At 37.7% G+C, this 12,104-nt stretch carries 9 protein-coding genes; 8 read left to right on the forward strand and 1 reads right to left on the reverse strand.

Annotated elements, in window-relative coordinates:
• Positions 1 to 36 precede the first annotated feature (36 nt).
• From RM049_RS08710 to RM049_RS08740, 7 genes are all read left to right on the forward strand, one after another.
• On the forward strand, positions 37 to 891 hold the full coding sequence (locus tag RM049_RS08710; protein ID WP_322703901.1) for a 3-hydroxyacyl-CoA dehydrogenase family protein: 855 nt from the start codon (positions 37 to 39) through the stop codon (positions 889 to 891).
• A gap of 19 nt (positions 892 to 910) precedes the next feature.
• The gene (locus tag RM049_RS08715; protein WP_322703902.1) at positions 911 to 1,159 is read left to right on the forward strand and encodes an acyl carrier protein; all 249 of its coding nucleotides are present in this window, start codon (positions 911 to 913) and stop codon (positions 1,157 to 1,159) included.
• A gap of 40 nt (positions 1,160 to 1,199) precedes the next feature.
• On the forward strand, positions 1,200 to 2,381 hold the full coding sequence (locus RM049_RS08720) for an acyl-CoA dehydrogenase family protein (RefSeq protein WP_322703903.1): 1,182 nt from the start codon (positions 1,200 to 1,202) through the stop codon (positions 2,379 to 2,381).
• Positions 2,382 to 2,451: 70 nt separating this feature from the next.
• Positions 2,452 to 3,324, forward strand: a complete 873-nt coding sequence (locus tag RM049_RS08725; RefSeq protein WP_322703904.1) for a cupin-like domain-containing protein — start codon at positions 2,452 to 2,454, stop codon at positions 3,322 to 3,324.
• Positions 3,325 to 3,376: 52 nt separating this feature from the next.
• The gene (locus RM049_RS08730) at positions 3,377 to 4,447 is read left to right on the forward strand and encodes an HAD-IIIC family phosphatase (RefSeq protein ID WP_322703905.1); all 1,071 of its coding nucleotides are present in this window, start codon (positions 3,377 to 3,379) and stop codon (positions 4,445 to 4,447) included.
• 39 nt (positions 4,448 to 4,486) lie between these two features.
• Entirely contained in the window at positions 4,487 to 9,232 is a 4,746-nt protein-coding gene (locus tag RM049_RS08735; protein WP_322703906.1) for a non-ribosomal peptide synthetase, read from the forward strand.
• The gene (locus RM049_RS08740; protein ID WP_322703907.1) at positions 9,229 to 10,629 is read left to right on the forward strand and encodes a condensation domain-containing protein; all 1,401 of its coding nucleotides are present in this window, start codon (positions 9,229 to 9,231) and stop codon (positions 10,627 to 10,629) included. Before RM049_RS08735 ends, RM049_RS08740 begins: the two co-directional genes overlap by 4 nt.
• Positions 10,630 to 10,714: 85 nt before the next feature.
• Here the strand turns inward: RM049_RS08740 and RM049_RS08745 are convergent, their stop codons facing one another.
• Positions 10,715 to 10,846: a hypothetical protein gene (locus RM049_RS08745; RefSeq protein ID WP_322703908.1), complete on the reverse strand. Its 132-nt coding sequence runs from the start codon at positions 10,844 to 10,846 to the stop codon at positions 10,715 to 10,717.
• Between RM049_RS08745 and ectB the strand changes: the two genes are divergently transcribed.
• On the forward strand, positions 10,845 to 12,101 hold the full coding sequence (gene ectB / locus RM049_RS08750) for a diaminobutyrate--2-oxoglutarate transaminase (protein WP_322703909.1): 1,257 nt from the start codon (positions 10,845 to 10,847) through the stop codon (positions 12,099 to 12,101). The two genes, RM049_RS08745 and ectB, sit on opposite strands and share 2 nt — an antisense overlap.
• Positions 12,102 to 12,104 lie beyond the last annotated feature (3 nt).

Raw genomic sequence — 12,104 nt, forward strand, 5'->3', positions numbered from 1 at the left:
AATACAATAATATCCAAGGGGAGATGAGTCGAAGTTATGAATATTCAAACAGTAGGTGTTGTTGGTGCAGGAGTAATGGGGATAGGGGTCGCACAAAACCTTGCTCAAACAGGTCATCAAGTAATACTCGTAGATATTTCGGAAAATACCCTGGATAAAGCTAAACACGAAATCAAGAATAATATCCGCTTTCAGGGTTTTTTCAAAAAAAATAACAAAACAGAGACTCCAGATAGTATCCTCGACAAAATAGAGTTTTCTACAAACTATAAAATGTTAGATAATTCAGATTTTTTAGTCGAAAATGTCACAGAAAAGTGGGATATTAAAAAAGAGGTATATCCTTTACTAGATTCTATCTGTCCAGTGAATTGCGTATTCGCTGCTAACACATCAGCAATTCCCATTACCCAGATTGCTTCAGCTACTAAGCGTGCTGAGAAAGTTGTTGGTATCCACTTTATGAATCCTGTACCAATGAAGCCGATGGTAGAGATGATTCGTGGATATCATACCTCTGATATAACAATTGAGATAGCAAAAAAAATGCTAGCTCAGATGGGTAAAGAATGTATCATTGTTAATGATTCACCGGGTTTTGTTTCTAACCGAGTGTTGATGTTAACTATAAACGAGGCTATTTTTCTGTTGCAAGACCAAGTTTCTACAGCAGAAGATATAGACAAAATCTTTAAAAGCTGTTTCGGTCACAAAATGGGGCCTTTAGAAACAGCAGATTTGATTGGTCTAGACACCATTTTATTTTCTATCGAAGTCTTATATGAAAGCTTTAACGATAGCAAATATAGACCATGCCCCTTACTCAAAAAAATGGTAAATGCTGGGTTACATGGTAGAAAAAGTGGTAAAGGATTTTACGCATATCAGTAAATAGGAATAATCAAGACAAATGAACGAAATTCAAGCTAAAATCAAAAGCTTTCTGACAAAATTTTTCGGTAATCATGATTTGCAACCAGATGAAGATATTTTTGCGCTCGGTTTTGTCAATTCTATGTTTGCCATGCAACTTGTTTTGTTTGTAGAACAGGAGTTTCAGATTACCATTGAAAACGATGATTTAGAGTTTGAAAATTTTCGCACAATCAACTCTATTGTCAATTTAATTGAACGTAAAACTACTATTTTCGTACATTAATCAAATATACGTTGCCATTTTATATGGCATAAATGATATTATGAAACTAGAACTATCTACCCAACAGAAAAATGCTCAAGCTAAATTTAGAGCTTTTGTTAATGAGGAAATATGTCCTAGTGCTGGGGAATGGGATAGAAAAGAATTTACTCCACCAGAACTAATTAAGAAAATCGCCGAAAATGGTTTTCTCGGTGCCATATTACCCCAGGAATATGGTGGTAAAGGAATGGACATGATTACTTATGGTATTCTCAACGAGGAACTTGGACGGGGATGTTCTTCTGTGCGGAGTTTACTCACAGTTCACAACATGGTTGCTTATGCTTTGTGTAAATGGGGTAATAAGTCTCAAAAAGAGTATTGGCTGCCCAAATTTGCATCTGGAGAAATCATAGCTGCTTTTGCACTCAGCGAACCTAATGTAGGTAGCGATGCCAAAAGTGTAGAAACAACAGCAACAATCGCAGGTGATGCTTATATATTAAATGGGCAAAAGAAATGGATTACCTATGGACAAATAGCAGATGTATTTTTAGTCTTTGGTAAATGTGAGGGTAAACCCACTGCTTTTTTAGTTGAAAAAAATAGTCCAGGACTTTCAGTCAAAGCAATGTCTGGTATTCTCGGTGTTAGGGCTTCAATGTCAGCAGAATTGCTGTTTAATAACTGTCAAGTTCCTTTAGAAAATTTAGTAGGTAAATTAGGATTTGGATTTTCCTACATCGCATCTTCTGCACTTGATTATGGTAGATATAGCGTAGCATCGGGTTGTGTAGGTATTGCTCAAGCTTGTTTAGAAGCTTGTATCAAGTATACAAATGAACGAAAACAGTTTGGTGTTTATCTGAAAGAACATCAATTAATCCGCCAAATGATTACTCAGATGATAACTAAAGTGAAAGCAGCAAGACTGTTATGTTATCAAGCTGGTTATCTCAAAGACATTAACGACCCCAACTCGATTATGGAGACTTCTATTGCAAAGTACTTTGCATCGACAGTGGCTACCAAAATAGCAAATGATGCCGTGCAAATTCATGGTGGCAATGGTTGTAGTAATGAGTACCCAGTTGAAAGGTATTTACGGGACTCTAAAATTATGGAAATTATTGAAGGTAGTACTCAAATTCAAGAAATTACTATCGCCGAATCAGGTTATCAGGATTATCTTTTTTTAACTGTTCCTACTGGCTTAGAAAAAAATATTATTTTAAAATAATATTTTTTATCAGCAAAGAAAAGTAATTATACTTCACGAAATAAAACAAGTAGATTCTTGGAGATTTTTTATGGCAGTTATAAATAGTAACTCAATTTTAAGGATTAAAAATCCTAGTAAAAAAGAGTTTGTAGAACTTTGGAAGCAATATCAGCCTTTTTTAATTGAAGGTGTTGCTGAATATTGGGATGCTTCTAAAAAGTGGTCTAATGATTATCTATTAAAACAATCTGGAAATAATATTATTCCTGTAGAATTTTTTACTAAAACATATTTGGATAATTATAACTATGTCTTACATGAAACTTATAACAATAATAAAAAGATGAAATTAAAGGAATATATAGATATTCTTAGTGAAGAAAATGACTTACAATATTATATGAATGAGGTATACTTGGAAAAGTATTTTCCTGAATTAACTGGTGATATAAATTATCCAGAGTACTTTAGTATAAAACCATCTATTGTATTATGGTTTGGTTCTTTTGGTAAAACTACCACTCTTCACTTTGATGAAATACATAATATTTTTGCTCAAATTCGAGGCAGAAAAAGAGTAATTCTGTTTCCTCCTTCAAATTATTTATCATTTTATCCACCCCTTGGAGAAAGTGGTTCTTATCCACATTTTAGTAAGATAAATCCTCTCATCCCCAATTTGGAATTATTTCCGAAATTTCCTTGGCAAGACAAAATAGAAGTGATACTTAACGCTGGAGAAATGCTCTATATCCCACCTCTTTGGTGGCATCATGTTACAGGAGTAGATGAAAACATATCATTGTCATTTTGGTATGATGTTAAAATAAAAGACTTTTTTCAACAAAAGAGATTTTTATCTACTACTTTGAATATATTGCCTCATTTGATACGTCATTCAATACGTAATTCAAACTCTTCCCTATCCGTACTTAAATCCATCATTCAATCTATTTGGTAATCACAAATAGTTTGAAATAAGCCATATCAAGTATACAAATAAGTTCAATATTATGATTAGCACTGAAGAACAAGATGTAAATAGTAAAGAAAAAGATAAAAAAGTTATTAAATGTGTCGTTTGGGATTTAGATAATACTTTATGGCACGGAGTTTTGCTGGAAGATGAGAAAGTTGCTCTGCGAGAAAATATAGTAAATATTATTCAGACTTTAGATGGTCGTGGTATACTACAATCTATAGCTAGTAAGAACGAATCTGCTACAGCAATAGCTAAACTAGAAGAATTTGGTTTAAAAGAGTATTTTTTATATCCACAAATAAACTGGAACTCTAAAGCATCTTCTCTCAAAGAAATTGCTAGCTTACTTAATATTGGCATAGATGCGATCGCTTTTATTGACGATCAATTATTTGAACTAGAAGAAGTAAAATTTTCCTGTCCAGAAATCCTCTGTATTAATGCCGATAAAATAGGGTACATTGTAGATATGCCAGTCATGAATCCTCGTTTTATTACAGAAGATTCAAAATTAAGAAGACTAACGTATCTTAATGATATAGAACGAAATAGTTTCGAGAAAGAATTTATTGGAACTCAAGAAGAGTTTTTAGCTACACTCAATATGACTTTCGTTATCTCTTCTGCTCAAGAAGATGATTTACAAAGAGCCGAAGAATTAACAATAAGAACAAATCAATTAAATACAACTGGTTATACATACTCCTATGACGATCTAAATCAGTTTCGGCAATCTGATAAGCATAAAATATTGATTAGTAGTTTAGAAGATAAATATGGTAATTATGGAAAAATTGGGTTAGCTCTTGTGGAATGTGAAGAATTTGTGTGGACTCTAAAACTTTTGCTGATGTCTTGTCGGGTCATGTCTAGAGGTGTCGGCACAATTATGCTAAATCATATTATGAAATTGGCTAAAAGCAATAATGTCCGTTTGCGGGCTGAGTTTATTTCAAATAATCGGAATCGTATGATGTACATATCTTATAAGTTTTCAGGCTTTCAGGAAGTTGATAAAAATGGAGATTTGCTGATTTTAGAAAATGATTTAAAGCGAATACAGGCTATCCCTGAATATGTGAATGTGAAAGTTATAAATTAAAAAATATTGCTATTTCTCGTAGTTTGACAGGGGGAGATTATGGACAAAAAAAAAGATGAAATTTCAAAACGACGGTCAAAGCTTTCACTCGTGCAGCAAGAGTTTCTCAAAAAGCGGTTACAAGGTGAAATTCACTCTGACTTTCAATTAGAAGTTATTCCAAGACGTTCCCAAATAAGTCCTGCTCCCTTATCCTTTGCTCAACAACGCCTATGGTTTTTGGCCCAGTTAGAGCCAAACAGTCCTTTCTACAACATCCCTGCTGCTGTTCGTTTACAGGGACAATTGGATCTAGGAGCATTGCAACAAAGTTTCAACGAAATTATCAGTCGCCATGAAGCGTTGCGAAGCAATTTCCAAACAAGAGAAGGGCAAGCAATATCTGTCATTTCTGAAACAGTGCCCTTAATATTACCAATATTTGATATTAGTGAGCTACCTTTAAATCAACAAGAAGCTGAAGTCAGACAACAGGCTTCTCAAGAAGCACAAAAACCTTTTGATCTCAACAGCGACTTGTTACTGAGAGCAAAGCTGTTGAGACTTAGTAAACAAGAACATATATTATTACTGACAATGCACCACATTGTCTCTGACGGTTGGTCGATAGGTGTTATGGTGCGCGAATTAGCAACGCTTTATCAAGCCTTCTGTAATGGACAACCCTCGCCGTTACCTGCACTACCAATACAGTATGTAGACTTCGCGGTTTGGCAAAGACAATGGCTGCAAGGAGAAGTACTCGAAACTCAGATATCTTATTGGCTTAAGCACTTAGAGAACGCACCAAAAGTATTAGAGTTACCTACAGACCACCCAAGACCAGCAATTCAGACTTTCCGGGGTGCAACCTACTCATTTAAGTTATCAAAAGAATTATCTGCATCCCTAAATAAATTAAGTCAGCAGCAGGGAAGTACTTTATTTATGATCCTGTTAGCAGGTTTCCAAACACTGCTATGGCGTTATACGGATCAAGAAGATATTGCGATCGGTTCACCGATCGCTAACCGCAACCGAACAGAGATAGAAAGGTTAATTGGATTTTTTGTCAATACCTTGGTATTGAGAACTAACCTGGCAGGAAATCCCAGCTTTGAAGAACTACTAAAAAGGGTGCGAGAAGTAGCGTTAGGAGCTTATGCACATCAGGATTTGCCTTTTGAATTGTTAGTTGAGCAACTGCAACCACAACGAGATTTAAGCTATACACCATTATTTCAAGTGATGTTTGTGCTTCAGAATGCACCGATGTCTGCGTTAGAGTTGCCTGGTTTAACTTTAACTCTTTTAGAAAGCAATAGTGATAGTGCCAAGTTTGATTTAACCCTACAAATGATAGAAACGGAGGAGGGGCTAGTTGGAAGTTTAGAATACAATACTGATTTATTTCAAGAAAGTACGATACATCGAATGGCGGGTCATTTGCAAACGTTGCTTGAAGGAATTGTTGCTAATCCGCAGCAGCGTTTGTCGGAATTACCACTGTTGAGTGAATCTGAACGGCATCAATTACTAGTGGAGTGGAATGACACTCAGGTTAATTATCCTCAAGATCAATGCATCCATCAGTTATTCGAGGCTCAAGTAGAACGCACACCTGATTCTATAGCAGTGGTGTTTGAAGACCAACAGTTGACCTATCGGGAATTAAACACCAGAGCAAATCAACTAGCGCACTATTTACAAACTTTAGGAGTAAAACCAGAAGTATTAGTCGGGATTTGCGTAGAGCGATCGCTCGATATGGTCATCGGACTATTAGCAATCCTCAAAGCGGGTGGTGCGTATGTACCGCTAGATCCGATGTACCCACCGGAACGTTTGGCCTTCATGCTAGAGAATGCTGACATATTCGTTTTGTTGACTCATAAACGGCTAGGAGAGCGGTTATCGGAGTACAAAGGGGATGTGATTTGTTTCGACGCTGATTGCGAAGCCATTGCCAAACATTGCCCAGAAAATCAAGTCAGTGGTGTCACACCAGACAATTTAATGTATGCGATCTACACCTCTGGGTCAACAGGTAAACCCAAGGGTGCAGGAGTCTATCAGCGAAGCTTTATAAACCTGATGAATTGGTTTGTGACAGAATTCGATTTTACCTGCAATGACCGTGTTTTACTCATATCTTCTTTGAGTTTTGATTTGACGCAGAAGAATATTTATGCTCCTTTACTCGTGGGAGGTGAGTTGCACCTTTTATCATCTGGATGCTATGACGCTGCACAAATCGCTGAGTCCGTTTGTAACAAACAAGTGACGTGGCTCAACTGCACTCCGAGCGCCTTTTATCCATTGATAGATCAAGGTGATAAAAGCTTGTCTATGAAGAAGACGTTGAAGTATGTATTTTTGGGTGGTGAACCGATTTCAATCTCTAGGCTCAAGGTATGGCTCGATATTCCCTGCAAAACACAAATTGTCAACACTTACGGCCCCACCGAGTGTACAGACATCTGTGCTGCTTATCGGGTTGCTCAACCAGAACAATGGCTAGAAAAATTAGTACCGATTGGGAAGCCAATCCATAATGCCAAAGTATACATATTAGATGAAAAGCTCAAGCCTTTGCCGATGGGTATGGTCGGTGAACTATATGTTGGTGGTGAAGGAGTCGGACGAGGCTATATCAATAATATTGATCTGACTTTAGCTAAGTTTGTTTCCGATCCTTTCAGCAACAAGCCGGGCGCACGCTTATACAAGAGCGGGGATCTGGCTCGTTATTTAGCAGATGGTAATATCGAGTACCTTGGACGTATCGATCACCAAGTAAAAATACGCGGTTTTCGCATTGAACTCGGCGAGATTGAAGTAGCCATCAACCAATACCCAGCAGTAAAAGAAACTGTAGTTGTAGTTAGCGAAGAATCGGTAAATTCTAAACGTTTAGTCGCCTATGTAGTTCCTCAAAAAGAGCAAACACTGGCAATTCCTGAACTACGTAGCTTCTTAGAGTCAAAGTTGCCACCCTATATGGTACCATCTGCTTTTGTCAGCTTAGAAGCCTTACCATTAACACCTAATGGTAAGGTTGATCGTAAGGCACTACCTGTACCTGATACAGCAAGGCCTGAATTAGGCAAAGAGCTAGTAGCACCTCGTAATTTCGTAGAAGCCAAGCTGGCTGAAATTTGGACAGAAGTGCTTGGTGTGGATAAAGTCGGTATTTTCGATAACTTTTTTGAGTTAGGTGGTGATTCCATCCTTGCCATTGTAGTTATCACCAGAGCCAACCAGGCTGGTCTAAAACTGGCAGTTAAACAGTTATTTCAACATCAAACAGTTGCTGGTTTGGCAAGTGTGGCAGTTGCGAAAAAGGTAAAACAAGCTGAACAAGGACTGATTACAGGTTTAGCTTCTCTGACACCAATACAATACTGGTTTTTTGAACAGAATCTACTCGAACCCCACCACTGGAACCAAGCAGTCTTACTAGAAGTTAAACAAGTTCTTGACCTAGCTGTATTAGAAAAATCCGTACAGCAACTGCTGTTACACCATGATGCTCTCCGCTTACGCTTTGAACAAACAGAGTCTAGCTGGCAGCAGGTTATAGCCAGCCCTGATGCAGAAGTACCCTGGATACACTTGGATTTCTCTGCTCTATCAGCAAGCGAACAAGAACTAGCCATCGAAACAGCTGCTACCAAATTCCAAGCCAGTCTTAATCTCTCAACAGGCCCATTGATCCGAGTTGCTCTGTTCGACTTAGGGCAGCAACCAAGCCATTTGCTGATAGTCATTCACCATTTAGCCGTAGATGGCGTTTCTTGGCGGATTTTACTGGAGGATTTGGAAACACTATACCAACAGTTAAGTCAAGGGAAGAAAGCGCAACTGCCAGCAAAGACAACTTCGTTTAAATATTGGTCACAATGCTTACAGGAATATGCACAATCAGCTACCCTCCAGCAAGAATGGGACTATTGGCTGAGTCCGTCTTGGCAGGAGATTGCTCCTTTACCAGTCGATTTTTCTGACGGCGACAATACTGTGGAGCAAGTTCGGAACATCTCAATTTTTCTGACTGTGGAACAGACTCAAGCCTTGCTAAAAGAAGTACCAAAAGCTTACAATACGCAAATTAACGATATTTTGCTCACGGCACTAGTACAGGCTTTTTCTCAATGGACTGGCAATAGTTCTCTTTTGTTGGCTCTAGAAGGTCATGGGCGGGAAGAAATTTTCGATGATGTAGATTTTTCACGCACATTGGGTTGGTTAACCTCTATTTTTCCTGTACTATTAGATTTAGGGAAAACCTCTGATCCCGTAGAGGCGTTGAAAGTGGTAAAAGAGCAGCTGCGGGGCATTCCAAATAAGGGAATGGGCTATGGTGTACTACGTTACCTAAGTCATGATACTACGAGAGTAGAGGCACTGCGATCGCTTCCCCAAGCTGAGGTCGTCTTCAATTACTTAGGTCAGTTCGATCAAACATTTTCGGACTCATCAATATTTAGAATCTCTCAGAACTCCCAAGGACAAACGCGCAGTTCGAGGAACCAGGAGACCTATACGCTAAATATCAATGCTTTGGTAATTAATAACCAGTTGAGAGTGAATTGGGCGTACAGTGAAAAAATACATCGACAAAGTACTATCGAACGATTAGCGCAAGAGTTTTTAGAAGCATTGCAAGTACTCATGACTCATTGTCAATCCCCTGAAGACAGAGGATATACACCTTCTGATTTTCCAGAAGCAGACTTGATTCAACAAGACCTTGATCGGTTTTTAGAGAAAATCAACCGAGGGAGTAAAAATAAAACAAGATGAAAGAAGATATCCAAGATATATATCCACTATCTCCGATACAGCATGGTATGCTTTTTCACAGTTTGCACGCTCCGGAAATGGAGCTATACCATGCACAGTCTGTCTACACCTTTAGTGGCAATTTGAACCTTGCGGCTTTTGAATATGCTTGGCAGCAAGTAGCAACCCGACACACAATGTTGCGTACTAGCTTCTATTGGGAAGAATTGGATAAACCACTACAAGTTGTGCATCGGCAAGTAGAAGTACCTGTAGAATATCAAGACTGGCAGGAAATCAATCCATTAGAACAGCAAGAGCGTTTACAGTCTTTTCTCAACAGCGATCGCCTGCGGCGTTTTGATTTTTCCCAAGCACCTCTAATGCGTGTGGCCATAATCCAGATTCAAGAACACGCTTACTATCTTGTTTGGAGTAGCAGCCTGATCGTTCTTGATGGTTGGTCATATCCATTGGTATTAAATGATGTGATTGAAATTTATGAAGCTTATTGTCAGGGTGAAGATGCATCCTTAGCAGATGGTAGTTGCTTTCAAGATTATATCAAATGGCTCAAACAGCAGGATTCATCAAAAGCAGAGGAGTTCTGGCGACAGCATCTTCATGGAGTCAAAGAGGCTACTCCTTTAAGGAATTTAGAGTCAAACAACTTGTCTCACTTGGAACAACGGTACGAGGATATAAAAATCAGTCTATCGGAAGCAACAACGAAGAATCTATATTTATTAGCAAGACAGCATCACCTCACTATGAGTACCCTCGTTCAGGGAGCTTGGGCTATACTTCTGTATCACTACAGTGGCAAAAATGATGTAGTCTATGGCTGTACTACTTCTGGCCGTCCAGTAGATTTAGAGGGTTCGGAGTCAATGGTAGGGGAAATGGTTAATACCTTACCAGTAAACATCAAGGTAAATATGCATGAGTATTTATTACCTTGGCTTCAGCAATTGCAAAATCAGTTAATAGATATTCGTGAATATGAATATTATCCATTGGTAGATATTCAAAAGTGCAGCGAAGTTCGGGGTAATGTAACCTTGTTTGAGAGCATAGTGGTGTTCGAGAACCAAAAAACAGGTAAATTTCTGGAAGAATGGGGGAGTCTAAACATCTCTGAGAAAACTGAATATTACAAAACTAATTATCCTCTAACTATAGTTGGGTATCCTGGTTCAGAACTGACGATTGGAATTAATTATGATTTTCGCCGCTTTGATGGTGCAACAATCATTAATATATTAGAGCATTTAAAAATATTGCTCGAAGGCGTGGTGACGAATCCTCAAGTACGTCTTCAGGAGTTATTGTTGCTTACAGAGCAAAAGCCCCATATTAAATTATCAATGTTAGAAACAGAAATGTCATTGGATTTTGATTTTGTTTCCACCAATTAAATGGCTAGATAAAGCTTAACAAATCAAAGTTAACAAAAAAACACCAAATTTCATTTACAGGATTTTGATATTGATTTATTTGTAATTAGAGAAGACGAAGGGGTTTTTGGGTTTTAGCGATCGCTCCTATAGACTCTTCGAGTCTTTTGAAGGAAAACCCCAAATTCAGCAATACCAGATTAATTAATGTATTTTGTAATTCAAATAGAAAAGTCATGAATATATTTGAAAAGCGTGAATCAAACGTCAGAAGCTATTGCCGCAATTTTACCGCCATCTTTCATAGAGCTAAAGGTTCTATAATTTATTCTGAATCAGGTGAAGAATATATTGATTTTTTAGCAGGAGCAGGTGCTTTAAATTATGGACATAATCACGACTATATCAAAGAAAAGGTGATCTCATATTTAGATGCCGATGGAATAACACATGGTTTGGATATGTATACTTCGGCTAAGGAGAAATTTTTAGCCAAGTTTGATGAGGTGGTACTAAGTTCAACACAACTAAATTATCGCATTCAATTTTGTGGGCCAACAGGAACAAATGCAGTTGAAGCTGCTTTAAAATTAGCAAGAAAATTAAAACGAAGAACAGGCATATTCTCCTTCATGGGAGCATATCATGGAATGACTTTAGGCAGCCTATCGATTACTGGCAACATCGGAATTAGAGCAGGTGCAATTGGTACATCAAGTAATGTAAATTTTATGCCTTACCCTTATGGATTCATGGAAAGTTTTGACACAATAGAATATATAAATTCTGTTTTAAATGATGTCAACTCCGGAATTGAAAAACCAGCAGCAATAATCTTTGAAACAGTGCAAGCTGAAGGTGGGGTTGTTGTAGCTCCCATTGAGTGGATGCAAAGACTAAGAAGGTTATGTGACGAGAATGATATTTTATTAATCTGCGATGATATTCAGGTCGGCTGTGGTCGAACAGGCTCTTTCTTTTCCTTTGAAAGAGCAGATATTGTTCCTGATATGGTAGTACTTTCTAAATCTATTAGTGGGTACGGGTTTCCAATGTCACTATTATTGATTAAACCAGAATTGGATATATGGGAACCGGGTGAGCATAATGGTACTTTTCGGGGTAATCAATTGGCATTTATAGGAGCAACAGCAGCTTTAGAGTATAGAGAAAGTAGCAATCTCCAACAGGATGTCAAAGCCAAAGAACTTTTTCTGAAAAATTTTCTTACTCAACAAATAGCACCAATTAGTGAAAAGATAGCGATACGTGGAATTGGTATGATTTGGGGTATTGATTTAAAAAATTTTGGCGGCAATATTTTTGCTAGAAGTATAACATTGCGTTGTTTTGAGCTAGGATTAATAGTTGAATGTGCAGGTAGAAATGATACTGTAATTAAAATTTTGCCCCCTTTGGTAATTGATATGTCTACCTTAGAAAAAGGTTGTTCAATTATCAAAGAAGCTTTTAATGACTGTATGTCAAATTAAATT

This window comes from Nostoc sp. DedQUE04, from assembly GCF_034530995.1.
Taxonomy (GTDB): Bacteria; Cyanobacteriota; Cyanobacteriia; order Cyanobacteriales; family Nostocaceae; genus Nostoc.

What these genes read in the sequence shown, in the direction of transcription:
- RM049_RS08710 (WP_322703901.1), top strand. Translation starts at nt 37, where the DNA reads ATGAATATTCAAACAGTAGGTGTTGTTGGTGCAGGAGTAATGGGGATA.
- RM049_RS08715 (WP_322703902.1), top strand. Translation starts at nt 911, where the DNA reads ATGAACGAAATTCAAGCTAAAATCAAAAGCTTTCTGACAAAATTTTTC.
- RM049_RS08720 (WP_322703903.1), top strand. Translation starts at nt 1,200, where the DNA reads ATGAAACTAGAACTATCTACCCAACAGAAAAATGCTCAAGCTAAATTT.
- RM049_RS08725 (WP_322703904.1), top strand. Translation starts at nt 2,452, where the DNA reads ATGGCAGTTATAAATAGTAACTCAATTTTAAGGATTAAAAATCCTAGT.
- RM049_RS08730 (WP_322703905.1), top strand. Translation starts at nt 3,377, where the DNA reads ATGATTAGCACTGAAGAACAAGATGTAAATAGTAAAGAAAAAGATAAA.
- RM049_RS08735 (WP_322703906.1), top strand. Translation starts at nt 4,487, where the DNA reads ATGGACAAAAAAAAAGATGAAATTTCAAAACGACGGTCAAAGCTTTCA.
- RM049_RS08740 (WP_322703907.1), top strand. Translation starts at nt 9,229, where the DNA reads ATGAAAGAAGATATCCAAGATATATATCCACTATCTCCGATACAGCAT.
- ectB (WP_322703909.1), top strand. Translation starts at nt 10,845, where the DNA reads ATGAATATATTTGAAAAGCGTGAATCAAACGTCAGAAGCTATTGCCGC.
- RM049_RS08745 (WP_322703908.1), bottom strand. Translation starts at nt 10,846, where the DNA reads ATGACTTTTCTATTTGAATTACAAAATACATTAATTAATCTGGTATTG.